At 46.2% G+C, this 26,267-nt stretch carries 20 protein-coding genes; 18 read left to right on the top strand and 2 right to left on the bottom strand.

Translation table 11 applies throughout. The features are described from left to right. The first annotated feature begins 67 nt into the window (after positions 1-67). From F3I09_RS03120 to lpxB, 6 genes are all read left to right on the top strand, one after another. Entirely contained in the window at positions 68-2,467 is a 2,400-nt protein-coding gene (locus F3I09_RS03120; RefSeq protein ID WP_149693571.1) for a 3-hydroxyacyl-CoA dehydrogenase/enoyl-CoA hydratase family protein, read from the top strand. 8 nt (positions 2,468-2,475) lie between these two features. Further along, positions 2,476-3,369, top strand: a complete 894-nt coding sequence (locus F3I09_RS03115; RefSeq protein ID WP_149693570.1) for an ABC transporter ATP-binding protein — start codon at positions 2,476-2,478, stop codon at positions 3,367-3,369. A gap of 19 nt (positions 3,370-3,388) precedes the next feature. Continuing rightward, on the top strand, positions 3,389-4,186 hold the full coding sequence (locus F3I09_RS03110) for an ABC transporter permease (RefSeq protein WP_149693569.1): 798 nt from the start codon (positions 3,389-3,391) through the stop codon (positions 4,184-4,186). A 167-nt stretch (positions 4,187-4,353) separates the two neighbouring features. Beyond that, on the top strand, positions 4,354-5,133 hold the full coding sequence (gene surE / locus F3I09_RS03105; protein ID WP_149693568.1) for a 5'/3'-nucleotidase SurE: 780 nt from the start codon (positions 4,354-4,356) through the stop codon (positions 5,131-5,133). 30 nt (positions 5,134-5,163) lie between these two features. Then, complete coding sequence (locus F3I09_RS03100) at positions 5,164-5,466, top strand: hypothetical protein (RefSeq protein ID WP_149693567.1); 303 nt, start codon at positions 5,164-5,166, stop codon at positions 5,464-5,466. Positions 5,467-5,560: 94 nt separating this feature from the next. After that, positions 5,561-6,664 carry a lipid-A-disaccharide synthase gene (lpxB, locus tag F3I09_RS03095; protein WP_149693566.1) on the top strand — a complete coding sequence of 368 codons (1,104 nt, stop codon included), beginning with the start codon at positions 5,561-5,563 and terminating at the stop codon, positions 6,662-6,664. Positions 6,665-6,702: 38 nt separating this feature from the next. On the opposite strand, the gene F3I09_RS33950 is transcribed toward lpxB, so the two are convergent. Further along, positions 6,703-6,876 carry a DUF6728 family protein gene (locus F3I09_RS33950; RefSeq protein WP_188133662.1) on the bottom strand — a complete coding sequence of 58 codons (174 nt, stop codon included), beginning with the start codon at positions 6,874-6,876 and terminating at the stop codon, positions 6,703-6,705. Positions 6,877-7,143: 267 nt separating this feature from the next. On the opposite strand from F3I09_RS33950, the gene F3I09_RS03090 reads away from it, so the two are divergent. The 7 genes from F3I09_RS03090 (at position 7,144) to F3I09_RS03060 (ending at position 16,071) form a co-directional block, all read left to right on the top strand. Next, entirely contained in the window at positions 7,144-8,604 is a 1,461-nt protein-coding gene (locus F3I09_RS03090; protein ID WP_149693565.1) for an alpha-L-fucosidase, read from the top strand. Between the two features lie 294 nt (positions 8,605-8,898). Beyond that, complete coding sequence (locus tag F3I09_RS03085; RefSeq protein WP_149693564.1) at positions 8,899-9,654, top strand: response regulator transcription factor; 756 nt, start codon at positions 8,899-8,901, stop codon at positions 9,652-9,654. 39 nt (positions 9,655-9,693) lie between these two features. Then, positions 9,694-10,419, top strand: coding sequence for a 2'-5' RNA ligase family protein (locus F3I09_RS03080; protein WP_149693563.1), 726 nt, complete (start codon positions 9,694-9,696; stop codon positions 10,417-10,419). A 53-nt stretch (positions 10,420-10,472) separates the two neighbouring features. Next, positions 10,473-12,725, top strand: a complete 2,253-nt coding sequence (locus F3I09_RS03075) for a bifunctional (p)ppGpp synthetase/guanosine-3',5'-bis(diphosphate) 3'-pyrophosphohydrolase (protein WP_149693562.1) — start codon at positions 10,473-10,475, stop codon at positions 12,723-12,725. Positions 12,726-12,902: 177 nt separating this feature from the next. Continuing rightward, the gene (locus F3I09_RS03070) at positions 12,903-14,201 is read left to right on the top strand and encodes an adenylosuccinate synthase (protein ID WP_149693561.1); all 1,299 of its coding nucleotides are present in this window, start codon (positions 12,903-12,905) and stop codon (positions 14,199-14,201) included. A 100-nt stretch (positions 14,202-14,301) separates the two neighbouring features. Beyond that, complete coding sequence (locus tag F3I09_RS03065) at positions 14,302-14,760, top strand: hypothetical protein (RefSeq protein ID WP_149693560.1); 459 nt, start codon at positions 14,302-14,304, stop codon at positions 14,758-14,760. Between the two features lie 111 nt (positions 14,761-14,871). Further along, a complete protein-coding gene (locus F3I09_RS03060; protein ID WP_223233114.1) occupies positions 14,872-16,071 on the top strand; it encodes an anthranilate synthase component I family protein in 1,200 nt (399 codons plus the stop codon). A gap of 7 nt (positions 16,072-16,078) precedes the next feature. Here the strand turns inward: F3I09_RS03060 and F3I09_RS03055 are convergent, their stop codons facing one another. Further along, a complete protein-coding gene (locus tag F3I09_RS03055) occupies positions 16,079-17,011 on the bottom strand; it encodes a TIGR01777 family oxidoreductase (RefSeq protein WP_149693558.1) in 933 nt (310 codons plus the stop codon). A gap of 264 nt (positions 17,012-17,275) precedes the next feature. On the opposite strand from F3I09_RS03055, the gene F3I09_RS03050 reads away from it, so the two are divergent. The 5 genes from F3I09_RS03050 to F3I09_RS03030 all read left to right on the top strand — a co-directional run bounded on the left by F3I09_RS03050 (position 17,276) and on the right by F3I09_RS03030 (position 26,264). Beyond that, a complete protein-coding gene (locus tag F3I09_RS03050) occupies positions 17,276-18,784 on the top strand; it encodes a hypothetical protein (RefSeq protein WP_149693557.1) in 1,509 nt (502 codons plus the stop codon). 488 nt (positions 18,785-19,272) lie between these two features. Further along, positions 19,273-19,779 carry an RNA polymerase sigma-70 factor gene (locus F3I09_RS03045; protein ID WP_188133661.1) on the top strand — a complete coding sequence of 169 codons (507 nt, stop codon included), beginning with the start codon at positions 19,273-19,275 and terminating at the stop codon, positions 19,777-19,779. Positions 19,780-19,873: 94 nt separating this feature from the next. After that, the gene (locus F3I09_RS03040; protein ID WP_149693555.1) at positions 19,874-20,842 is read left to right on the top strand and encodes a FecR family protein; all 969 of its coding nucleotides are present in this window, start codon (positions 19,874-19,876) and stop codon (positions 20,840-20,842) included. Positions 20,843-21,109: 267 nt separating this feature from the next. Next, entirely contained in the window at positions 21,110-24,619 is a 3,510-nt protein-coding gene (locus F3I09_RS03035; protein ID WP_223233113.1) for a SusC/RagA family TonB-linked outer membrane protein, read from the top strand. 34 nt (positions 24,620-24,653) lie between these two features. Continuing rightward, positions 24,654-26,264: a SusD/RagB family nutrient-binding outer membrane lipoprotein gene (locus F3I09_RS03030; protein WP_149693553.1), complete on the top strand. Its 1,611-nt coding sequence runs from the start codon at positions 24,654-24,656 to the stop codon at positions 26,262-26,264. The last annotated feature ends 3 nt before the right edge of the window (positions 26,265-26,267 follow it).

Raw genomic sequence — 26,267 nt, 5'->3', positions numbered from 1 at the left:
ATTTATCGATATTAACGTAAAGACTCACTACAATGCCTCAGCGCTTGTAGCTTATAAAACGCGTTCTATGAAAAGACACATCAATAAGGTGGCCGTTTTAGGTTCAGGAGTAATGGGTTCACGGATAGCAGCTCATTTTGCAGGAGTCGGAGTTCAGGTGTTGTTACTGGATATTGCCCCTAAAGAGTTAACTGATGCAGAAAAAGCTAAAGGGCTGTCGCTGGACAGTAAAGCGGTAAAAAACCGCATCGTAAACGAAGCGTTACAGTCTGCCCTGAAAGCAAACCCTTCCCCCGTATACCAGAAGGACGTGGTAAAGCTGATCCGTACAGGAAACTTTACGGATGATATGAAGGAAATAGCCAACTATGACTGGATCATTGAAGTAGTTGTGGAAAACCTGGATATCAAAAAGTCAATATTCACGGAAGTGGAAAAATACCGTAAACCCGGTACACTGATCACTTCCAATACCTCGGGTATTCCCATCCAACTGATGGCGGAAGGCCGTAGTGATGATTTTAAGAAACATTTCTGCGGTACACACTTCTTTAACCCACCCCGCTATCTGCGCTTACTGGAAATAATTCCTACACCATATACTGACCCTGAAATAGTAGACTTCCTGATGAACTATGGAGATCTCTACCTGGGTAAAACAACAGTGCTTTGTAAGGATACCCCTGCATTTATTGCCAACAGGGTAGGGGTGTATTCCATCATGGCCATCTTCCACCTCATGCAGGAAATGAAGCTGAATATCGATGAGATAGACACGCTGACAGGACCGGTGATCGGAAGGCCTAAATCGGCTACTTTCCGTACAGCCGATGTCGTGGGAATTGACACACTTGTAAAAGTGGCAAAGGGAGTGGCTGACAATTGTCCGCAGGACGAAGCCAGAGATATATTTGTGATCCCTCCATTCCTCCAGAAAGTGGTGGAAAATAAATGGCTGGGCGATAAAACAGGCCAGGGTTTCTATAAGAAAACAAAAGGAGAAGGCGGTAAGGAGATCCTGACGCTGAACCTGGAAACTATGGAATATGGTCCACGGCAGAAATCTAAATTTGCCAGCATAGAAGCCGCCAAACAGGTAGAAGATCTGAAGCAGCGGCTCGTGGCGCTGTATAATGCTACGGATAAAGCGGGAGAGTTCTATCAGCAGTTCCATGCGCACCTTTTCTCTTATATTTCTCACCGTATCCCAGAAATAGCGGATGATATCTACAAAGTAGATGATGCGATGAAGGCGGGTTTTGGCTGGGAAATAGGGCCTTTTGAATCGTGGGATATAGTAGGTGTTGAAAAAGGCATTAAGGCAATAGAAGCCAAGGGCCTGAGCGTGGCGCCATGGGTGAAGGAAATGCTGGAGAAAGGTGTTAAAAGCTTTTACAAAGTTGAGAACGGGAAGCGGTATTACTACGACGTTAAGACACATGTTTATAAACTGCTGCCTGGTGCAGATACCTTCGTTATCCTGGAAAATCTTTCCGGCAATGTTGTCTGGAAGAACAGCGCCTGTAACCTGTACGACATAGGTGATGGAGTAGTGGCGCTCGACTGGAAAACGAAGATGAATACCATCGGCGGTGAGGTACTGGAAGGTGTGAATAAAGCCATTGACAGGGCAGAAAAAGATTTCCGCGGACTGGTCCTCGCTAATGAAGGCGCTAACTTTTCTGCAGGCGCTAATGTGGGAATGATCTTCATGTATGCCGCAGAACAGGAATATGATGAACTGGATATGGCCGTACGGATGTTCCAGAAGACGACCATGCGCCTCCGTTATTCTTCCATTCCCGTAATAGTAGCACCTCACGCGCTTACATTGGGCGGTGGATGTGAGATGTGCCTGCATGCAGATAAAGTGCAGGCTGCTGCAGAGTCTTATATTGGATTGGTAGAGCTGGGCGTAGGCCTGATACCTGGCGGTGGCGGTACCAAGGAAATGGCATTACGTGCTGCCGATGAGTTCAAAGAAGGCCGTATAGAAGAGGAGCCCCTGAAAGACAGGTTTATGACCATCGCCATGGCGAAAGTAAGTACCTCTGCTCATGAGGCATTCGACCTGGGCATCCTGCGGAAAGGACATGATGAGATCACCCTGAACCAGAGCCGCCTGATCGCCGATGCTAAACGCAGTATATTGCAGATGGCGGAAGAAGGATATACACGTCCGGTAGAAAGAAAAGACATAAAAGTACTGGGCCGCACTGCCCTGGGTATGATGCTGACTGGCATCCACAGCATGCGGTTCTCCAACTATATTTCGGATCATGATGCAAAGATTGCCGGTAAGCTTGCTTATGTAATGAGCGGGGGCGATCTGTCGGAAGCGTCTCTGGTAAGCGAACAATATCTGCTGGACCTGGAAAGGGAAGCTTTCCTCAGCCTGGCAGGCGAGCGTAAGACACTGGAAAGGCTGCAGAGTGTGATCAAAACAGGGAAACCAATTAGAAACTAAACCACCTGATGTCAACTACTCTTACCCTTCAGAACATTTCAAAAAGATATGGTGCCGTACAGGCATTGTCAGGAGTATCATTTGATATTCCCACCAATTGCGTATTCGGCATATTAGGCCCTAACGGGAGTGGAAAAACCACCCTGCTGGGTATTGTTACCGATGTGCTGAAAGCGGATGCCGGTTCCTTTACCCTGATGGGCGCCCCACCTTCTGCCCTGCAGCGGCGGAAGATTGGTACCCTGCTGGAGACACCTAACTTTTACCATTATCTCTCCGGCTACCGGAATCTGCAGATAGTGGCCAATATAAAACAACAAAGCGAAGCGGATATTCCCAGGGTACTGGAACTAGCCGGACTGACGGCCCGCCAGCATTCGGCCTTTAAGACTTACTCCCTGGGTATGAAACAGCGTCTCGCCATAGCGGCGGCCATGCTGGGAGATCCGCAGGTCCTGATACTCGATGAACCGGCCAATGGTCTGGACCCTGTGGGAATTGCAGAAGTCAGAAACCTGATCCGCCAGCTGGCGCTGTCTGGTAAGACCATTATTATGGCCAGCCATCTGCTGGATGAAGTGGAAAAAGTGTGTACACATGTGGCCATTCTGCGAAAAGGGCAATTGCTGGGCTCCGGGCCGGTAAATGCTGTCCTGGCCAGGGATAATTTTATCGAGATAGGCAGCGCAGACAGTCGCGCGCTGGCGCAGTTGATACAGCAACACCCCGCCTTTGTGGAGTTGCTGCCTGCAGGAGATGGAGTGCTGCAGGTGACATTCAAAGATGCGGTTGACCCGGCGGCGCTCAACAACTGGTGCGCTCAGCAGGGCGTCTGGCTCAATCATTTGCAGATGAGCAGGAAGAGCCTGGAAACTGCATTCCTGGAATTAACCAACAACTAATCCTCTTTGTACCGAGCATATGCTGCAAATCATTAAAATAGAATGGCTGAAGGTAAAGAACTACCGTACTTTCTGGGTGTTCATCGCCCTGGGCCTGCTGTCCATTCTCGCGCCAAACTTTATCATTCATGATGTCTTCATCAGAAGAATTCCCAAGGATGCCCAAAAGCTGCTGGGACAACCCATATACGATTTCCCACTGGTCTGGCAGACAGTGGCCAGTGTCGGGTCTTATACCTCGGGTATTTTCGGCCTGTTGCTGATTACGCTGGTGACCAATGAATTTACGTACAGGACCCACCGCCAGAATATCATTGATGGCTGGGATCGGAGGGATTTCGTGCTCTCGAAGCTTTTTTGGGTAGTCAGCCTGGCCCTGGTGGCGTTCCTGACCTCCCTGATCGCGGTGTTCATCTTCGGTGGTATTTATGGAAGTGCCCCCTTTAGTCTGGAAAACAGTCATTACCTGTTCTATTACCTGTTACAAGTAATAGTATCGCTGTTGCTGGCCCTGTTGCTGGCAATGCTGGTAAAACGTACAGGCCTGGCGATTATACTGTTCGTGGGATATGTGATGTTCCTGGAACAGCTCCTGGTTTTTATTGCAAAACGTAACTTTGGCAATATTGGTGGATTATTCCCGCTACAGGCAGGGGACGAATTGTTGCCATTTCCCGTTCTGGAAAAAGTGGAGAAGTTGGCCGATCCCAATTACAGAGGGCCATATGACAACGAAGTGTACCTGGCCACACTGATCATTTATATTGCTTTGATAATATGGGTGGTGTTCAGGAGGATGCTTCGCACCGACCTGTAGATATAGTATGTTAATTATATGTTATTTGCAAAAGATAGGGGACAGACTCGTAATGTTTCTCCTATCTTTTGCGTTCTTAGTCTGTTACGCATTATCACACGACCGTGCGTTATGGACTATCAGTTAAGAATGTTAAATTTGTTTCGAAAAGTAAAATTGAAACGTTTGTGAAGGGAAAAGAGCAGGAAAAGATCATACTTGTTACGAATGATGATGGTGTAACGGCTCCTGGAATCAGGGCCCTGATTGAAGCGGTAAGCCCGCTGGGTAAAGTAGTGGTGGTGGCCCCGGATAGCCCGCAATCGGGTAAAGGGCACGCAATCACTATCGGAGTGCCCCTGCGGCTGGACCAGGTGTACCTTTTTGAAGGCATTGAAGCCTGGCAATGTTCCGGCACACCGGTGGATTGTGTGAAACTGGCCCGTGACAAGATCCTGCATCGTTTGCCGGATATCTGCGTAAGCGGGATCAACCATGGCGCTAACCATTCCATCAATGTGATCTATTCCGGGACAATGTCTGCCGCGATGGAAGCTGCAATAGAAGGAGTGCCATCTGTAGGGTTCTCTTACCTGGATTACAGTTTCAATGCGGATTTCTCTTTATGTAAAGAGGTGGCCCATATGGTAGCTAAAAAGATGCTGGAATCTGAACTGCCGGAAGGGACTTTGTTCAATGTGAACATACCCGTTGTAAAAAAGGAAGATTACAAAGGAATTAAGATATGCCGTCAGGCAGATGCAAAATGGGTGGAAGCGTTTGATGAACGCCGTGATCCGCGTGGTAAAAAATACTACTGGCTTACAGGCGAGTTCATTAACCGTGATAACGGAGAGGATACTGACGTATATGCATTGGCCAACAACCACGCTTCACTGGTGCCTGTACAGTTTGACCTGACGAATTATAAGCTGAAAAAGAAGATAGAGAACGACTGGAAACTCTGATGTGTATTCACGCACATTTCAAAACCTACTATGTTGAAACGAGATAATCTCCCATTGGGCATTGTGCTGGGTATGTTTACCCCTGTATTTGCCTTTTTCCTGTACTACCTGTTGATGTTCATGCCCAAGCATGTATCCTTAGATGAATTTATTACCCTTATTGTCGGCAACCGCCAGATGCTACCTAAACTGATCAGCATCTGCCTTCTCCTGAACGGCCTGGTGTTCTATTTCTATACCAGGAGCCGGAAAGATATCACGGCAAAAGGGATCTTCCTGGTGACTATGCTTTACGCCATCACCATCATCTTTCTAAAGTTATTACACGGATAAACCAATGAAGGATTGGGAATTAAGAGTTGGGAATAATGCCTGGTCTGACCAATTCCTGATGGTTAATTCCTGATTCCTAAGTTATATTTGTCCTATGAAGTATTACATCATCGCCGGTGAAGCTTCCGGTGATCTCCATGGCAGCAATCTGATCAAACAATTGAAACAACAGGACACCGCAGCGGATATTCGTTGCTGGGGTGGGGATATGATGCAACAGGCGGGAGGAACGCTGGTAAAGCATTATAAGGACCTTGCCTTCATGGGATTCATTGAAGTGGTGATGAACATCCGTACGGTACTGAAAAATATGGAATTCTGTAAAAAGGATATCCAGCAGTATCAACCGGATGTACTGGTGCTGATTGACTATGCAGGTTTCAACCTGCGTATCGCGGAATGGGCCAAGCCGCTGGGATATAAAGTGGTATTTTATATCTCTCCGCAGGTATGGGCCTGGAAAGAGAACCGTGTGAAGAAGATCAGACAGAGTGTTGACAGAATGCTTTGTATCCTGCCCTTTGAGCAGGACTTTTATAAGAAATGGGATTATGAAGTGGAGTATGTCGGCCATCCACTCATTCAGGTTATAAAGGAGGCGAAGGATAAGCCTGTTGACAAGCCATTGTCAGATAAACCCATTATCGCCATTTTACCTGGCAGCCGTAAGCAGGAGGTGAGTGTGAAATTGCCGATCATGCTCACGATGGCCAGACATTTTCCCGATCATCAGTTTATTGTTGCCCAGGCCCCCAGCCTGGATGATGCTTTTATAGCAGGACTGACGGGGGCGCATCCCAATGTTTCCACGGTCAAAGGACAAACATATAACTTGTTACGTCAGGCAGAAGCAGCATTGGTTACCTCCGGAACTGCCACACTGGAAACTGCTTTGTTTGGAGTACCGGAAGTTGTTTGCTATAAAGGTAGTGCCATCTCTTATTTCTTTGCCAAAAGGTTGATCAAGGTGAAATATATTGCACTGGTCAACTTAGTAATGGATAAACCTGTTGTAAAGGAACTGATCCAGCATGAGCTGAATGAAGAGAACCTGCTGAAGGAACTGACCTTATTACTGAAAGATTCCACGGTGCGTAACCGTATAAAAGCTGATTATGCCGCCCTCTGGTCGAAACTGGGAGAAAAGGATGCCAGTCGCCGGGCAGCAGAAGTGGCCTATGCGGAAGCAAGCAGGTAAGACGTTATGAAAGAAGATTTTATCCGGATAAAGCCTGCTTAATGATGACGGCTAAATAGTTTTACGAGCATTATTATCAATGCGATCAGGAATACGATAATAGAGATCCGGTTCATACCGTGCATCATATATACATAACGGTTCTTAGGCGCAGAGGGATCTTTTTTACCTATGTAGAGGTAGCGTAGTATTTGTTGCCAGATGCTTTTCATAATAATACAAAGATAGTTTTTATACACCTACTTCACGCCTGACTCATGAAGCGCCGGATGTATGGTTCACTCAGCGGTTAGCAATACCGGCGGAGGGTAATATTCTATAGGAAAGTGGTAAAGGAGGATGAGTTATTAAGCGGGAATGTATATTACTTTGTCAGTATCAGCATTATGAAAATTTTGCCGGAGACGGCATATGGTTGTCACTGCAACCGAAAGAAAGAGAAGAAGTTCTAAGTTCTCAGATATATTTAAAAATTAATCATGCGAAAACTATTTCTTTTATTTAGTAGCGCGCTATTGGCATTTTCCACAGCCAGTGCGCAGGACCACGGTCTGGAACAGCCCTATATCCCGGAAACCGATCAGGCTGTATTGCAAAAATTGGATCAATGGCAGGATTGGAAATTTGGTATGCTGATCCATTGGGGTGCTTATTCCCAGTGGGGGATTGTAGAGTCCTGGAGTATCTGTCCGGAAGATGAGGGATGGACCCAGCGTCAGCCCTACGGTATTCCATACTATGACTATGTAAAGAAATATGAAGCACTGGCCACCACGTTCAACCCAACCAAATTTGATCCTTCCAAATGGGCGAAAGCGGCTAAGGGCGCTGGTATGGAGTATGTTGTTTTCACAACCAAACATCATGATGGTTTCTGTATGTGGGATACCAGACAGACTGATTATGGTATAGCTGGTTCTAAGAGCCCTTTCCGTAATGACCCGAGAAAGAACGTGGCGAAAGAGGTATTTACCGCTTTCCAGCAGGAAGGTCTGCATACAGGCGCTTATTTCTCCAAGCCTGACTGGCACAGTGAATTCTACTGGTGGCCTTATTTCCCTCCGAAAGACAGGCATGTGAACTATGACGTGACAAGGTATCCTGACCGTTGGAAGAACTTTAAGGATTATACCTATAAACAGATCGAGGAGCTGATGACCACTATGGGCAAGATCGAGATCCTCTGGCTGGATGGTGGATGGGTTCGTGCCCGCAACCAGGGGGTTAAAAAAGAGAACGACATCACTGCTGCAGAAATCGACACCAGGCCAACAAAACAAAATGAGGATATCGACATGGCGGGGATTACTAAAATGGCCCGCAGCCATCAGCCTGGTCTGATCGTGGTGGACCGTTCTGTACATGGCCCGTTTGAAAACTATCGTACGCCGGAACAGCAGATCCCGGAAAAACCATTGTCTTACCCATGGGAAACCTGTATGACGATGGCCAATTCCTGGTCGTACGTACCGGATGATAAATATAAGCCTGTAAACAAGATCATCCACAACCTGGTGGACATCGTGGCGAAAGGCGGTAACTACCTGCTGAACGTAGGTCCGGGCCCTGATGGCCAGCTGCACGACGAGGCTTATACCACTATGGCGGCCATTGGAGAGTGGATGAAGATCAACGGGGATGCCATCTATGGTACCCGCTCCATAGCCCCTTATAAAGACGGGAAGGTATGTTTTACCCGCAAGAAGAATGGTAATGTATATGCTATTTACCTGTTGGGTGAAGGAGAGAAATTGCCTGCACAGATAGCATTTGAAGGCCTGAAACCGGCAAAAGGGGCAAAGGTGACCGTACTGGGTGCAAAGGAAAAGATCTCCTGGAAGGCCACTGCTACAGGTACCCAGATCACCATCCCTGCCGCTTTGCAGCAGAAAGCGTGGCAACATGCGGTTGCTATACAGCTCTCTGCTGTAGAGTCGTGAGCAGTGATTCAATACATGAGACAACGACAGCGTGCAAAAGCTGTGAACAAAAAAAAAGGCTGCCTTTGAACAGGCAGCCTTTTTTTTTGTTGTCTAATTAAATGTGTGTAAAAAAAACTATGAATAACCCAATCCGTTCAATTTCAATTTGATCCTAAGCATGGCAAATCAAGAAAAATTCATTCAATAACTAATCATTAACTAAAATGAGAAGTTTATTCGTCAATATTGTAGCAGAGTCATGGAATGACATTGTGTGTTAACAACAATTGAACCGGGTATAAAACTTAACGCATGGTAGGTACTGTAACAATTCTCCTTGCAGAAGATGATTATCAATACGGTAATATCATTAAAAAACAGCTGGAAGCCGTAGGATACCAGGTGGTGCACTGTTTCGATGGTGAAGTGGCCTGGAAGAAGTTTCAAAGAGACGATTTCGATCTTTGTATACTGGATGTGATGATGCCCAAAAAGGACGGCTTTACGCTGGCGCAGGATATCCGTAAAAAGAACGGTATGATACCGATCCTCTTTGTTTCTGCAAAATCGGCCGATGAAGACCGGCTACATGGGTTCCGCATAGGCGGGGACGATTTCCTGGTGAAGCCCTTCAGTATGCGCGAGCTGATCATGCGGATCAGGGTGTTCATCCGAAGGACATTGCCTAAAGATGCACCAGGGGACGGCATCTACAAACTGGGCGATGATGTAAGGTTTAACTATGAGGAAAAGGAACTCAGAAAGACGGGGGGCGAGGCTTTCGCTACCCTGACCAAGAAGGAAGCGAAGGTATTGCGGTACCTGGTCGAGAACACCAACAAACTGGTAAAACGGGATGAGATCCTGCTGAAAGTCTGGGGAAACAGTAGTTTCTTTTCCAGCAGAAGTATGGATGTGTTCATTACCCGTTTACGAAAGCACTTTAAAACACAGCCGGGAATAGCCCTGGAAACCTTACATAATGTGGGTATCCGGCTCAACATCCTGGAAAGCAGCAAAGATAAAAAAGACGAGTCTACGTCGGCAGATACAGATAATCAAGGGTGACGACAAGCAAATATCCAAACCCCAATAACAACCAAAACAATGACTTACGGCAGAAATGACCAGCCACGCTACCGGCAGCAGAGCAATGGCAGTCGTCAGGAGAGTGATGAGCGCAATCACCGCACACAAAGACACAACGGGAACCAGTTCCGTACATCCCGCCCCCAAAACGGATCGCGTTTTCCCCCCCGCATCAAACCGCCTAAGGAAGAAAGCAAGATCTATTTTATAGCCCTGCTCCCTAATGCCGAAATTGGTAAGGAGATCATCCGGCTTAAACAGGAATTTGCAGAGAAATATGACGCCCGCAGGGCACTGAGGGTATTGCCGCATATCACCATGCAGGTACCTTTTACTGCCAGTCCCTCGCTGGAAAAGTGCCTGATTCCGGGGTTGACGGCATTTGCGGCTTCAATGAAGCCTTTTGAAATAAAACTGAGCGGTTTCGGCGGCTTTTCTTTTACCAAACGAAAGGTATTATATATCAATGTGGAAAAGAATGCAGGGATCGTATACCTGCACCAGCAAATGATGGAATTTCTACGGAAGGAGTTCGGATTCAGCCATATGCTAGCCCGCCATGGGTTTAACCCGCATGTTTCCCTGGCATTCCGCGACCTGTCTGACCTCGAATTTGAACTGGCCATGGAAGAATACCGGCGTCGCCCATTCGATGCTGCCTTCCAGGTGCGCAACCTGTACCTGCTCCGGCATAACGGTACCTCCTGGGAGGTGCTCCATAAATGCAGGCTGGGAGTAGGTTAACTAGCACTTTTCTGCCATGCTTCCTATGCAATAAAATCGTAACTTTATAGCAGATGGATACAGTGGTAGTAAAACAATATAACCTCGACGAGGAACAGGAAAAGAAAGAGATCGTTCGTCATTACCGCGCTTTACTGAGGTCGCTTAAACCCCGTTTGAAGAAAGGAGACCGTGAACTGGTACGTACTGCCTTCGAAATGGCGGCAGACGCACACAAGGAAATGCGCCGGAAATCCGGTGAACCTTATATCTTACATCCCCTCGCTGTAGCGCAGATCTGCGTTGACGAAATCGGCTTGGGCGTACGTTCCGCTATTTGCGCCCTGCTTCACGATACCGTGGAAGATACCGAAGTCACCCTGGAAGACGTGGATCGGGTTCTCGGGCCCGAGATCGCCCATATCGTGGATGGTCTGACCAAGATCTCCACCGTGATCGACTCAAATACAAGCACCGCCCAGGCGGAAAACTTTAAAAAGATCCTGCTCACACTGGCGGACGACCCCAGGGTGATACTTATAAAACTGGCAGACAGGTTGCATAATATGCGTACCCTGGATAGTATGAGCCGTGAAAAACAGCTCAAAATAGCCTCGGAAACCGTATTTATCTATGCCCCGCTGGCCCACCGTCTCGGTCTGTACAATATCAAGTCCGAAATGGAGGACCTGTCAATGAAGTACACCGAGCAGCAGACTTACCGGGACATCGCCAAACGCCTGAAGGAGACCAAGCGTGAGCGTACCCGTTATATCAATGAATTCATAAAGCCTATTAAGGAGGTGTTACAGGAGGAAGGCCTGATGTTCGAGATTTACGGACGACCTAAATCCATACACTCCATCTGGAATAAGATCAAGAAGAAAGGCGTCACCTTTGAAGAAGTGTACGACCTCTTTGCGATCCGTATCATCCTGGATTCTTCTTTGGAGAAGGAAAAGTCCGACTGCTGGAAGGTGTACTCTATTATTACGGACTTTTATCACCCCAGCCCGGAAAGGACCCGCGACTGGCTCAGTAACCCGAAATCCAACGGGTATGAGGCACTGCATGTGACGGTAATGGGGCCACAGGGTAAATGGGTGGAAGTGCAGATCCGCACCAAGAGGATGAACGACTATGCGGAAAAAGGGCTGGCCGCTCACTGGCGTTATAAAGAGGGCAGTAACCAGAGCGTTAGCACAGAGGCTAAATTTGATCAGTGGTTCACCCAGATCAGGGAGATCCTGAACAATCCGGATTCCAATACGCTGGATTTCCTGGCAGACTTTAAAAGTAACCTCTTCACAGAGGAGATCTATGTATATACACCGAAAGGTGATCTGAAGATATTGCCTGTAAACTCCACCGCCCTGGATTTTGCCTATGCTATCCATAGCGCGGTAGGGAACAAGTGTATCGGCGCCAAAGTGAACTATAAGCTGGTGCCTATCAGCCATAAGTTGCGCAGTGGCGACCAGGTAGAGATCATTACATCCAATAAGCAGAAACCAACCGAAGACTGGTTGAGCTATGCTTTAACGGCCAAGGCCAAATCCAAGATCAAGGATGCCCTGAAGGAGGAAAAGAGGAAAGTGGCCATGGACGGGAAGGACGTGCTGGAACGTAAGCTGGACCACCTGAAGATTTCCAATAGCCAGCATAATATCAATGAACTGGTACAGTTCTATAAGCAGCCATCCCCGCTGGACCTGTATTACCAGATCGCTGTTAAGAATATTGACCTGAAGGAACTGAAGCAGTTCACCGTACTGGGGGATAAGCTGGAGGCGCCTAAACCGCCACCGGTGAAACAGCCGGATCATATCCCGGAAGATCACGTGAAACACCAGCTCCCTTCCAAGAAAGATGCGGAACTGATCATTTTCGGGGAAAGTTCAGACAAAATAGCCTACAAACTGGCCAACTGCTGCCGTCCTATTCCGGGAGATGACGTATTCGGTTTCATCACCGCCAGTGAAGGGCTGAAGATCCACAGAACAAACTGTCCCAATGCCGCTCAGCTGTTGGCTAACTATGGCCACCGTGTTGTGAAGACCAAGTGGGTGAAGAACAGGGAGATATCCTTCCTGACGGGGCTGAGGATCGTTGGTATGGATGATGTAGGGGTTATTCACAAGATCACCAACGTGATTTCCGGTGAGCTGAGGGTGAATATTGCCGGTCTGACCATTGAATCCAGCGAAGGGCTGTTCGAAGGGCTGATCAAGGTGTTCGTACATGATAAAGAGGAGCTGGATGAGCTGTTCGAAAAGCTGAAAAAACTGGATGGTATTCAATCGGTAAGCCGCCTGGAGGATGAATAAGTTTAGCGAAAATTAAGATCTTATTATAATAAGACGGGTTACAGGGCGTTTATTCCTGTGGCCCGTCTTTTTTTGCGGACAGGGTACCCGGTTCCTGATTATTAATTCCTATATTCGGATTCGTGCTATTTTTCCTTAATTTTGCCACTTCGTTTTTAAAAATCAATATCAACTCTTATGGTAGATGTTTTGCTGGGCCTACAGTGGGGCGATGAAGGCAAAGGAAAGATTGTGGATTACTTTGCAGGTAAATACGATGTCATAGCCCGCTTTCAGGGTGGGCCCAACGCAGGGCATACATTATATGTGGATGGCCAGAAGGTAGTGTTACATACCATCCCTTCCGGTGTATTTCACAAGAATACCACTAACCTGATCGGTAATGGTGTGGTACTGGACCCTGTGACATTTAAAAAGGAATGTGATAAGATTTCTTCTTTGGGTGTTGATCTGAAAAAGAATCTTTTTATTGCAGAAAGAACGCATATTATCGTACCTTCTCATCGTGCACTTGACAAGGCCTCAGAATTAGCCAAAGGCAGTGAAAAGATTGGTTCTACCCTGAAGGGTATAGGACCGGCTTACATGGATAAAACCGGCCGTAATGGTCTGAGAGTAGGGGATGTGCTGCGCGCTGATTTTAATGAGCGTTATAACAAACTGAAAGAGAAACACCAGCATCTGCTGGCAGGATATGATTTTACAGCAGAAATGAAAGCTGAAATTGCAAAGGATATTGCAGACTGGGAAGCTGAGTTCTTCGATGCAGTAAGCTACCTGAAGCAGATGAATATTGTAAATGGAGAATATTTCATCAACGATAAACTGAAAGCAGGCAAGAAGGTGCTGGCGGAAGGCGCACAGGGCAGCATGCTGGATGTGGATTTTGGTACATATCCGTTTGTTACTTCTTCAAGTACGATTTCTGCCGGCGTATGTTCCGGACTGGGAGTAGCGCCTAAGTGGATAAAGGAAGTGATCGGTGTAACCAAAGCATACTGTACCCGTGTAGGTAGCGGACCATTCCCTACTGAGCTGCATGACGCTACCGGCGAAAAACTTCGTGCAGAAGGTAATGAATTTGGCGCCACTACAGGCCGTCCCCGCCGTTGTGGCTGGATAGACCTGGTAGCCCTGAATTATACCTGTATGCTGAGTGGTGTTACCCAGTTGGTAATGACCAAAAGTGATGTACTCGATGCTTTTGATGAGGTGTACGCATGTACCGCCTATGAAATCGATGGTCAGCAGACAAGCGCCATGCCTTACCAGCTGAACGATGCAGAAGTAAAACCTATATGGGAGAAGCATAAAGGCTGGAGTGACGAAACAGCAGCCAAGAGCAAGCACTTTAATGAGCTGCCTGCCGAGATGAAATCCTTCGTAAAAGCAGTAGAAAGTTACCTGGATGTACCTGTGAAATTTGTGTCCAATGGACCAGGCAGGGACCAGATCCTGGAGCAGGAAAAAGCCTAAAAAATTACGAAAAAAAATCGGCAAAAAAAATTTGGCTAATACAAAAAACTGTTAAAACTTTACGCAAAAGAAATACGCTAAAGACTTAAGTGAACCTATTATGAAATCAAAATCTGATAACGAAAAAGAGACCAAAAAGACGAGTTCTCCAAAGACTACGAAAGCCGCACCTAAAGCTGCAAGTAAGCCAAAGAAGGAAGAGGAGGACGATGATGAAGATCTGGATGAGGAGGAAACTCCCAGTAAGTCTGCTGCTTCTAAAAAATCAGATAAGTCGGCTTCAAAGTCAAAGAAGAAAAACGACGATGACGAGGATGATCTGGATGATGACGATGATGTAGATCTGGACGATGATGATGATAATTGGGGTAAAGGTGATGATGAGGACTATGATCCTGATTTCGAAGAGTTTGACATGCCTAAACCTAAGAGCAAACGTGGCCGCCCTGGTAAGAAGAGCGCAGACGACGATGATGATCTGGGCATCGATGACGAGTTCAAGGACATGGGCCTGTTCAACGACAGGGGTGGCTTTGATGATGATGACGACGATTTCTAAGCATTAAAAGCACGCATTATCAGGATATTTTACGGTTTCCCGGTTAATGATCCAAACTTATTTAAACAGCAAATGTTGAATTGGAGTAATCAGTTCAACATTTGCTGTTTTTTGGATAATAACAACTACGCTTCCATCTATCACCAAAACGAAGCTATACTGGCCGCAGATGCGCTGGATACGCTTTCCTGCAATGCCGGCAATGCATTCCCCTCATTGCTCCAATATCACAATACTCATCGTGACTGGCTGTTTGGTCATCTTGCATACGATCTCAAAAATGAGGTGTTTCCGGGCTTATATTCCGATAACAAAGACGGAATAGGCTGGGCTGACCTCTTCTTTTTCCGGCCCCGTATCGTCATGCTATTGCGTAATAATGAGGTACAGATAGGAGGGTGGGAGATGGACGAAGCTGCCGCCCATAACATTTATAGAGAATGTCTCGCGGCAAAAGCAGAGAAAGTACAGCAAATGCCTGCCGGTAAGGTGCAGGCCCATCTCGATAAACAACAATACATCAACGCAGTTAGCAGCTTACAGGAACATATACACCGGGGCGACTGTTATGAAGTGAATTTCTGCAGGGAAAATTTCATTGAAGATGCCATCGTACATCCCCTTTCTCTTTTCAAACGCCTGAACAAGGTTTCTCCTTCTCCCTTCGCAGCATATTATCGCACGAATGACCTGTACATGGCTTGTTCCAGTCCTGAACGTTTCATGCAGAAGAAAGGTCCTGTTGTTATTTCACAACCTATAAAAGGTACGATCAGGCGTGGAGAGACACCGGCTGCTGATGATGAGCGCCGTAGGGAATTGCAGCAGAACAGCAAGGAAAGGGCAGAGAATGTAATGGTCGTTGACCTTGTGCGTAATGACCTTTCTCATACCGCTACACGCGGCAGCGTACATGTGGCGGAGTTATTCGGTATCTATTCGTTTGCGCAGGTGCATCACATGATCTCTACGGTGACGGCTACCCTTGAAGAGGGGGTATCTTTTACAGATGTGATCAGTCAGGCTTTTCCGATGGGCTCCATGACAGGCGCGCCTAAACTGAGCGTGATGCAGCTGATAGAACAGTATGAGCAATCCCGCAGAGGACTGTTCTCCGGCGCCCTGGGATATATTACCCCGGAAGGCGACTTTGATTTCAACGTGGTTATACGCAGTATACTCTATAATGCCGCCAGGAAATACCTTTCTTTCCAGACCGGTTCTGCTATTACCTATTATGCCGATCCTGTAAAGGAATGGGAGGAATGCCTGTTAAAGGCAGAAGCTATGAAAAATATCCTGGAGGGTTAAGGACAGGTTATTTATCTTTTTCCTGGAAGATGTTCTCCATCGCACTACGGATATCCGGGTATGAAAACACAAATCCCGTTTCCTGTATTTTGACAGAAGATGCCCGGCAACTTTTCAATACCTCAATACTCATTTCGCCCAATGCCAGTTTTAGTGCAAATGCAGGCACATATACAGGCAGGAAGCTCCTTCCCTTGGCCTCTTGTGCCATCGTCATTACCAGCTCTTTATTTTGTACCGGATGGGGGGCCGCTGCATTGTAAATACCTTCCAGGTCATGATTGACGATAGCGCTCAGATAAATACGGGCCAGGTCATGAAGATGGATCCAGCTGACATATTGTTCCCCGTTACCCAGAATGGTTGCAAATCCGAACTGTAAAGGTTTATAGAATTCCTTCATAGCACCACCGGCAAGGTTGAGCGCGATGCCGGTGCGTAAGATGACTACTTTTTTCTGCAGTTCCCGCATTCTCAGGATACTGTTTTCCCAGGCTACACAGGTATTTCCCAGGAAATCGCCCGCTGGCGGATCATTTTCCGTAAAGGCTGGTCCGCCTTTATTCTCGCCGTAATAGCCGATACCAGAGGCGCTGATCACTTTTTTTACGTTGTTTGGGTACTTGCTGAGGGCATCGAATAGGAGGCCTGCAGTCTGCACACGGCTGTTCACAATCTCCTTTTTACGGGCTGTAGTCCAGCGTTTGTCCCCAACATTGGCGCCTGCAAGATGGACGATGTAATCTGCCTGCTGTATAGCTGCTTCATCAATTGTATGACGGGCAATATCCCAATGGGCATAGCTGACAAGCTCATTATCCGTATCGTCGCCGCTATTACGCCGGCTCAGAATAATGACTTTATAACCATTGTCTGTAAGCAACTTAGTAAGCGCCCGGCCCACGAGACCCGTGCCGCCGGTAATTAACACCGTATCCATAATCGTAAAAATACATAATTCAGCATTAGAAATTACGAATTGAAAGTGATGAATAGCAGCAGTGCCCCGTTTTCTGTGAATAACAGGACTAAAACAGCCTGATAAAGGAAGATGACTGTAATTCGCTTTGGTAATTCGTAATTACGTATTTTAGTGTTAGATGGCCGGAATGCTCCACGTTTTCCTGCCCATGTTTCACAATGAATGATAGCGATTTACCGTTAGATCTATATCCTAAACTTGCAACCTTTTAAAATATAAGCAATGCGCATTCTATATCTCTATGCTTTACTGGTTTTATGGAGCGGGGCTGTAATGGCCCAGAAGATCTCCTATACAGAACCGGAAAGGGACGATTACAAAAGCACGGAATTTGAAATTATCGGCAGGGTATCAGGAAATATACTGGTATACAAGAGCGATAGAGGTGATTATGTCGTTTCTATCTATGATAATACAATGGCGCTTAAAAGCCGGGTAAAACTGGATTTTCTGCCCAAAAAACTGATCAGCGTCGATTTTGTGTCCTATGCTGATAAAGTATTCATGTTATACCAGTTCCAGCGTAAGGATGCCGTTTATAGTTTCTGTGCTACCATGGACGGTAATGCCCGCTTTGCTGATGCGCCGGTAATGGTGGATTCTACGAGGATCGGATTTTATTCCAAAGATAATAAAGTGTACTCCGTAGAATATTCGGAAGACAAGAATAAGATCCTGGTTTATAAGATCAACCAGGATAAGGAAAACGACAACGTATTCTACACTTTCCTGTATGACAGCGCCTTTAAACTGATCAACAACAGCCGGGTATCTTTGCCGATGGAAACTAAAAAATCCTTCCTCAGCAACTTTAATCTCACCAATGAAGGTGACCTGATCTTTAATAAACTGGAACGTACCAACAACAGGGATTATATCGTCAGTGGTAACCTGATCATTAAACGGGCTGTGGTGGATTCCTTTGAGAATGTGCCTATGCAGCTCAAAACCCAGTTGCTGGACGAAGTGAAAATGAAGGTGGACAATAACAGTAAAAAGGTGCTGATCACCGCCTTTTACTATAAGCAGAAGAGAGGGAACGTGGAGGGCCTGTACGTTAGCAAATATGACTATGCACAGAAGCAGCTGTTATACGAAAAGGAAGTGGCCTTTACTCCTGATCTGAAAAATAATGCTAAAGGGGAATCCTCCACCAATGCAGCTTTCAACGACTATTTCATCCGTAAGATCATCAATACCAGCAACGGCGGTTTTATTGTCACTGCGGAATCTTACTACACCACTTCGCGTTCACAGCCCTGGAACCGATGGAATTATATGTACGGCCCTTATGGTATGTATACACCCTACTATTATTCGCCGTATTCGCCGTTTTACTACAATCCCTGGTACAATAATTATAACTCCCAGGACCGCTATCATTACGACAACGTAGCGGTGCTCTCAATGGATAACGACGGTAACCTGCTTTGGAGCAATTTTGTACACAAGAGCCAGTATGACGACGGTTCTGACCTGTATCTGTCCTACATGATGGTCAACATTGGCAGTGAACTGCGTTTCCTGTATAATGAGCTGGACAGGCGCAGTTATATCCTGACAGACAACAGTGTACAGCCCGATGGTAAAGCCAGCCGTAAGCCAACCTTACGTAACCTTGACAAGGGTTTCACCTGGATGCCCCGTTATGGTAAGCAGATCAGCGGCCGGTCTGTGCTGGTGCCCTGCATCTACAGGAACTATATCTGCTTCGCGAAAATTGATTTTTAAGGGGCAAAGAGCACGTAATTACCTGTTGCCTGTATATATAGCATATTCACAGAAAAAAAGCCGTCTCATGCCAAATGAGGCGGTTTTTTATTGTCCTGAGTGCTGTCCAGGATATAATCAGGTCTTACCTATGTTTCTCCTATGTCTATCCTATGTTGATCTTACGTCTTTGAACGTAAGATCAACATAGGATAGACATAGGAGAAACATAGATATATGCTAATCATAAGCAGCTACATCCGGCATAATAACCAGGATATAACTGTACCTACGCCCTCATTTTTCACTACCAAAATTCTGCAGACTGATTAAAAGAAGTAGTTTTTAAAAGAAAAAAGCTGAATTTTTGATAATTGGTTATGATTTCTATACTTTTTTTTGTTAGTTTATACTATCAACCAACTTCAGCACGCTTAAAAACCTACATTATTAGAAATTTAAATACATATGATGATGCAGATCTTATCGCTCTATTGCAAACAGGTGATATGGCTGCCTACGAATGTATTTATAACAAGTACTGGCCCCTTTTATATGCTTACGTCTACAATCGTTTGAAATCGAAGGAAGTGACGGAAGAACTGATCCAGGAGGTTTTCTTCTCCCTCTGGAACAGGCGGGCCGAACTCCGGTTGCAGCAAACCCTCTCTGCCTACCTGTACACGGCAGTTAAATACCAGATATTCAACTATATCAAGGCAGATAAGGTACGGAAAACCTACGCCAGCTCTTTTGCCCGCTATAATACGCCTTTGCAGGATAATTCCAGCGAGGAGCATGTTGCCTTTGCCGATCTGGCCAATGCCCTTGAAAAAGAAGTATCCCGCCTGCCCGAAAAATGCCAGCAGGTGTTCAGGATGAGCCGGAATGAACACCGTTCCATCCATGATATTGCCAATGCCCTGAATATCTCCCATAAGACCGTGGAAAACCATCTTACCAAAGCCCTGAAGCATTTACGCCTGGCTTTCAGAGAATATTTCTGGTTTTTATAAATTTTTTCTCCTCCGGATAGGTGTATCCCCTTTTTCAGTTTACATAGTATATAGAAGTGTCAACGCCATATACTAAAACAAGTCTCAGTTACTGATGCACAATAAGGAATTTAAACATTTACTGGACAGATATACAAAAGGTCTCCTCAATGAACAGGAAATGGAACACCTGGAAAAGTGGCTTGACACGATGGAGGATAATGCAGCATTTGACAAGCTTCCCCCGGAAGAACTGTCATCTGCAAAAGAAGAGATGTTCAGCCGTTTGCAGCAGCGTATCGGTCAGCAGCAGGTAAAAACTGTCCGCATGTTTCGCCCGGCGCAAAAGGTAGCAGTGGCAGCGACAATAGCCGTGATCATTGTAGCAGGTTATATCTGGAGGACGAGCGTACTGGACATCGTAGCTCCACATAGAACCACTTATGCCTACAGCGACAAAGGGCATATCCGTAAACACATCCTGTCTGACGGCAGCATTGTATGGTTGAAAGGGGAAAGCAAACTGACATTCCCGGCCGTTTTCAATAAGAATGAACGCCCTGTGACACTGGAAGGAGAAGCCCTGTTTGAAGTAGCAAAAGACGCGAAACGTCCTTTTGTTGTGTACTGCGGCTCACTCACCACAGGCGTATTAGGTACCAGCTTTAATATCCGTAAGAATGAAAAGGGGGAAGTAGCCATATCAGTATTGACAGGATCCGTAGTAGTAGGATCGAAATCAACAAAAGAGCAGATCGTTAAAACAAATGAAAGTATCATTTATTCAGAAGTGCATGCATCAGTAGTAAACGGACATCCATCGCGTACAGACATACACGAATTTATCAGGGGGACTGAATATGATATGGCGTTCAATGACGCCAGTATGAACAACGTAATACAGAAAATAGAAAAGAAATTTGAAGTAAAGATCAACCTGGAAGATACCGCCATTCGAAAGCACCTTATTACAGCGGACATGACAGACCAATCTTTAGAACATACGATGGAGATGATCAGCCAGGCTCTCAACCTGGATATAACGATCAATGATAAGATGGTATTAATACGACCAAAAAAATAAACTATGAACTGTAATTCAACCAAAATGAGAATGTATCACTATCACACTAAAAGAGTAGCCTATGGGGAAAGTAAACAGTAAAAATAAAAGCAGGAGGTGACAGCCCCCTGCTGAAATTGATTTAGCCCTGAAATACTGCGTGACAGCGCAGTAAGGGGATTCCTTTGTCTTATTCAACCAGAAATCTAACAAAGAAACAGGCCTATGTCCATAAATGTAAAGACAAATGCTTTTATAACCAAATCCGTCATTATCACATCATTAGGTATGATGATGTTATTCTCAGCCAGTCCCGGAGCCTTGTATGCACAGAATATCCTGAACAGAAAGATATCCCTGCAGGCAGATGATGTGAGTCTTAAGATGGTGCTCAACCAGATCAGGTCAAAAGCAGACGTGAAGTTTGTATATAGCTCCGATCGTATTGCCATGGATAAAAAGGTTACTGCCAGTGCAAATGAAGAAGAACTCGGCAAAGTGCTGGACAAAGTATTAGGGAGACTGGACATTAACTTCGTAGTAAATGATGGCTTCATTATCCTGAAGGAAAAAAGTGAACAACATAATATTCAGCCGCAGCCCTCTGCTCCCGCAGCAGATACGGTGATCAGGGGTAAGGTACTCGGTGAAAGCGGCGATCCCTTTCCCGGCGCAACAATCGTAGAAAAAGGCACCAGTAATGGTGTTACTTCAGGAGGAGATGGTTCTTTTACACTAAAGGTAAAACAGGGCGCCACGCTGGCCATTACCGCTATCGGTTATCATGTAACAGAGATCGGTGCTGCGCAGGCAGGTACTATCAAACTACAGGCGGCCGTAAAACAACTGCACGATATTGTTGTGACAGCAGCAGGTATCGCACGGCAGAAAAACAGCCTGGGATATTCCGTCAGCACAGTGGGTTCAGAGAAACTCGCCCAGAAGTCAGAACCCGATCCTGTACGCGCACTGACAGGTAAAGTGGCCGGTGTGAATATCCAGTCTGCCGGTGGTGTGGCTGGTGGTGGTACCAATATCACCATTCGTGGTAACTCTTCGCTGAATGGTAACAACCAGCCTTTGTTTGTAGTAGATGGGGTACCTTTTGATAACTCCAGCTTTGCGAATGTAGGCTCTTCTTCTGTAGGTGGTGTCGGAGTGACCAACCGCGCATTCGACCTTGATCCCAATAATATACAGAGTATGACAGTGCTCAAAGGTGCAGCAGCAGCTGCATTGTATGGTTCAAGAGCGGCAAATGGCGCTATCATCATCACCACGAAAGCAGGTAAGAAGAAAAGCCGCAAAGGCACAGAGATCACTTACAATACTTCTTATGCTATTGAAGAAGTGGCCGGACTGCCTGAATACCAGACACGCTACGGACAAGGTACCAACAATGACTACAGGCAAGGTGTATATGCTTCCTGGGGGCAACCTTTTCAGGGAGTGTCCAGTATGCTGCCTACCCGCGCTACAATTCCTCATCAGTTAACACGTCAGTTTAGTTCTGCTGTATTTCCCGAATTTTATGAAGCCGATGGTGTGACGCCCATACAGGTCCCCTACAAATCCTATGCACAAGAGAATGCCAAAAACTTTTTCAGAACGGGGAGTGTATACGAAAATGCGATCACCATCTCTTCCGGCAGTGAGAAGGGGAATTTCAATGCAGGCTTTTCCAATACAGATAACAGGGGCGTAGTGCCCGGTAATGAGATCAAGCGTACCTCTGTGAATATAGGCGGCAATATCCGGCTGGAGAATAAGTTTTATGCCAGCGGCTCTATCAACTACGTAACTACCCGCCAGAAAACGCCTCCTGTAGGCGGATTGACGGGGTCTATCATGTCGACGTTGATGTATGTGCCAACCAGCTACGATCTCACGCATTACCCTTTTGAGAATCCGATAGATGGTAGTAATGTATATGACTATACTGGTGTGGATAACCCCTATTGGGCAGTAAAACATAGTCCGAACAAAAGTGACGTGGACCGTTACTATGGTAATCTCATTGTAGGTTTTGATCCTTTCTCATGGCTGAATGTTCAGAATACGATCGGCTTTAATGCATACACAGACAGGCGATTAAGTGTAAGAGGGAAAGGATCTTCTTCTTATGCCAACGGTAGTATCACAAGCGATAATATCTACCGCCAGGAACTGGATAATACCTTGTTGTTGACCGCAACACATGCTATCACACCAAACATATCTGTCCGCGCTATCTTGGGAAATAACGTGAACCAGCGATTTACAGACAGGAAGGCATTTTACGGAGATAACATCATCGTGGCGGATCTGCATGATATGAACAATACCAGTTCTGTAACCGGTGTACAGCTCACCAATAACAGGAACCTGCTGAAGCAGCGTTATTATGCGTTCTTTACAGATATCACCTTTGACTATAAGAACTTTGCTTCCCTGAACTTCGTAGGACGTAATGATGTATCGTCTACGCTGCCTGCCAATAACCGCAGTTATTTTTATGGTGGTGTGAATGGATCACTGGTATTTACAGAAGCCTTCCATCTGCCAAAAGAAGTACTGAATTTCGGTAAGGTAAGAGCTGGTTATACGAGAGTAGGTAATGAGGCGTCTCCTTATCAGACAGCCAATTTTTACCAGATCAATGCTATTCTTGGTGGTAGTACAACCCCATCCAATGTGGGCCTGCCCTTCACGCCACAGAATGGTGCTGTGTATAATATCGTTACGCAATCCAACCTGCTGACAAATGCCAACCTGAAACCTGAGTTCATTACAGAACTGGAATTGGGAGGAGAGTTACAGTTCCTGGATAACCGTATCGGTATTGATCTGACTTACTACAATAAACGCAGTACTTCACAGATCTTTGAGGTAACAGCAGCACCTTCTTCCGGTTATACCACACAGATCCTGAACCTGGGAGAGGCCACCAACAAGGGAATAGAGATCGGTTTTACGGCTGCTCCTATCCGTACAGCCAATGGTTTCAACTGGGATATCAACGCCAACTTTACCCGCAACAGAAACATGATCAAAGACCTCGGTGGTTATGAACGTTTCAGCTACGGTGGTACCAACGGAACCAGCAGTGTGCATATCGTTGGCCAGCCATACGGATTGATCCAGGGTACTGCCTATGCACGTGATGAGGAAGGTAATATCCTGATAGATCCTGCTTCCGGTAAGCCATTGGTATCCGGCTCACTCAAGGCGATCGGTAATCCTAATCCTGATTTCATACTGGGCATCACCAATACCTTTAAGTACAGAAGCGTGACACTAAATATACTCTTTGATTGGAAACAGGGTGGACAGATGTACTCCAATACTGTGGGGCAGATGATGTCCCGCGGCGTGACCAGGGATACGGAGAAACGTGAGTTCCAAATTGTTTCTCCCGGTGTAATGGGCGACATAAATACGCTGAAAGCACTGTTGGATGAACGTGGACAGAAGATCCCGAATAACGTGGCGATGTCTTATGAAGATCATTTCTTCAACGGCGGTATGGGTCCTGGCGGTGTGAATGAAGGTTCCATATTCGATGCAACTGTGTTCAGATTGCGTGAGATCTCCCTGGCATATGATTTTCCGAAGAGCTTACTGGGTAATTCACCGTTTGGCTCTGCCACCATCTCACTGTCAGGAAGGAACCTCTGGTACAATGCGCCTAACTTCCCAAAGTATACCAACTTCGATCCGGAAGTGAGCTCACTGGGCGTGGGTAACTCACAGGGATATGATAACCTGTCAGTACCTACTACCAAAAGATTTGGCGTCAACTTAAGGTGTTCCTTCTGATGTGGGATATTGATCACTCAACCTGTCATGAATTATGAAATTGAAATATAGTACATATACACTCATGGTAACCGGTATGGCTTTCATGGCCGGCGCCTGTAATAAGTTTGTCGATATTAATACCGATCCCAATAATCCGACCACCGCACAGTTGTCGTTATTACTGCCTTCTACGGAAGTATCTATGGCTGCTAACATGTATGAACTGAACAGTGGTACCTCCACTTTTATGCAACACATGGTATCGTCCGGTGATCTGAGTCGTTATCAGCAGCAGGGAACCAGTTTTGACGAACCCTGGGATGGGTTTTACAGTCAGACATTGAATGATCTGGAATCCATCATCAGCAGCGGCACCGCACAAGAGGAATGGGGGTATGTAGCCATTGCGAAAATTGAGAAAGCTTACCTGGTAAGCCTGATGGTAGATATGTGGGGAGACATTCCGTATTCTGAGGCAGAGAAAGGACAGCAAACGGTTAGTCCTCAGCTGGAGAAGGGAGCGGAAATCTATGAAAGTGTACTGGCCATGATTGAAGATGCACAGCAGGATGTGGGAAAAGTGAGTGCTTCGGGATTGGTGCCCTCCAGCGCTGATATGATCTACAGTGGTTCAAAGAACTCCTGGATAGCACTAGCCAATTCGCTGAAGCTAAAACTTTATAACCAGCTCCGGCTGGTAGATCCTGCCCGGTCCACCACAGCAATACAGGCATTGATCAGTAATCCTGCCACACTGATAGGCGGAACGACCAATACCAATTCAACGGACTATACGTTCAGGTTCGGATCTGCACAAAACCCGAACAACCGCCATCCATGGCATCGTTCTGAATATCAGTCCAGCAAGAACTTTTACATGTGCCAGTCATTTGTAGATCTGCTGTTTAATAATGACGATCCCCGTTTACGGTATTTCATCTATCGTCAGAATGCGACTGCGGGTCTGAACAACTCTACCAACAGCAATGGTTATTATGGTCGTAATCCCGGTGATGGTACTGCAGCACCGGCTGACCTGAACAGGCGTTCCACCTTTGGTGTATATCCTGCAGGAGGTTTATATGACAATGCACCTATCAACAACATCCCTGATACATACAGCTACCTGACAAATGCAGGCGCTACTTCAAGCCTGAAAGTAGTGGCTACTTCTGATGGTACTGGTGCAGGCGTTATCCCTCTGCTGACAAACGCCATGGTAAAGCTGATCCGCGCAGAAGCTGCGCTGGCACTGAACACAGGAGATGATGCAAGACAGAATTTTGCCGATGGTGTAACTGCACACCTGAACAGTGTGAGCACTTATGGCGCTGCAAATGGCGGAGTGGCTTTATCGCCTGCTACTGTCAGTGGTTTTGTGAATAAACTCCTGACAGCCTACGATGCTGCAGATGCTGCCGGTAAGATGAATATGGTGATGACACAGAAATACATTGCCTGTTATGGTAATGGTATGGAGGCGTACAATGACTACAGGAGAACTGCATTGCCTGTATTACGTGCACCTTTGTCGCCATTGAACTCATTTCCTTTGAGGCTCTATTATTCCCAGACGGAACTATCTGCAAACACCAGCCTGGGTGAGAATACCAGCGCATTACAGATAGCACAGCAGACCACACCGGTATTCTGGGATAAATAATCA

The sequence above is a fragment of the Chitinophaga sp. CF418 genome, from assembly GCF_900142925.1.
Lineage (GTDB): Bacteria > Bacteroidota > Bacteroidia > Chitinophagales > Chitinophagaceae > Chitinophaga.
This window is presented reverse-complemented; position numbering and strand designations above follow the sequence as displayed.

Bases quoted from the DNA above. Each gene is read 5' to 3' on its own strand.
- F3I09_RS03120 (WP_149693571.1), top strand. From the start codon at position 68: ATGAAAAGACACATCAATAAGGTGGCCGTTTTAGGTTCAGGAGTAATG.
- F3I09_RS03115 (WP_149693570.1), top strand. From the start codon at position 2,476: ATGTCAACTACTCTTACCCTTCAGAACATTTCAAAAAGATATGGTGCC.
- F3I09_RS03110 (WP_149693569.1), top strand. From the start codon at position 3,389: ATGCTGCAAATCATTAAAATAGAATGGCTGAAGGTAAAGAACTACCGT.
- F3I09_RS03100 (WP_149693567.1), top strand. From the start codon at position 5,164: ATGTTGAAACGAGATAATCTCCCATTGGGCATTGTGCTGGGTATGTTT.
- lpxB (WP_149693566.1), top strand. From the start codon at position 5,561: ATGAAGTATTACATCATCGCCGGTGAAGCTTCCGGTGATCTCCATGGC.
- F3I09_RS33950 (WP_188133662.1), bottom strand. From the start codon at position 6,876: ATGAAAAGCATCTGGCAACAAATACTACGCTACCTCTACATAGGTAAA.
- F3I09_RS03090 (WP_149693565.1), top strand. From the start codon at position 7,144: ATGCGAAAACTATTTCTTTTATTTAGTAGCGCGCTATTGGCATTTTCC.
- F3I09_RS03085 (WP_149693564.1), top strand. From the start codon at position 8,899: ATGGTAGGTACTGTAACAATTCTCCTTGCAGAAGATGATTATCAATAC.
- F3I09_RS03080 (WP_149693563.1), top strand. From the start codon at position 9,694: ATGACTTACGGCAGAAATGACCAGCCACGCTACCGGCAGCAGAGCAAT.
- F3I09_RS03075 (WP_149693562.1), top strand. From the start codon at position 10,473: ATGGATACAGTGGTAGTAAAACAATATAACCTCGACGAGGAACAGGAA.
- F3I09_RS03070 (WP_149693561.1), top strand. From the start codon at position 12,903: ATGGTAGATGTTTTGCTGGGCCTACAGTGGGGCGATGAAGGCAAAGGA.
- F3I09_RS03065 (WP_149693560.1), top strand. From the start codon at position 14,302: ATGAAATCAAAATCTGATAACGAAAAAGAGACCAAAAAGACGAGTTCT.
- F3I09_RS03055 (WP_149693558.1), bottom strand. From the start codon at position 17,011: ATGGATACGGTGTTAATTACCGGCGGCACGGGTCTCGTGGGCCGGGCG.
- F3I09_RS03050 (WP_149693557.1), top strand. From the start codon at position 17,276: ATGCGCATTCTATATCTCTATGCTTTACTGGTTTTATGGAGCGGGGCT.
- F3I09_RS03045 (WP_188133661.1), top strand. From the start codon at position 19,273: ATGGCTGCCTACGAATGTATTTATAACAAGTACTGGCCCCTTTTATAT.
- F3I09_RS03040 (WP_149693555.1), top strand. From the start codon at position 19,874: ATGCACAATAAGGAATTTAAACATTTACTGGACAGATATACAAAAGGT.
- F3I09_RS03035 (WP_223233113.1), top strand. From the start codon at position 21,110: ATGATGATGTTATTCTCAGCCAGTCCCGGAGCCTTGTATGCACAGAAT.
- F3I09_RS03030 (WP_149693553.1), top strand. From the start codon at position 24,654: ATGAAATTGAAATATAGTACATATACACTCATGGTAACCGGTATGGCT.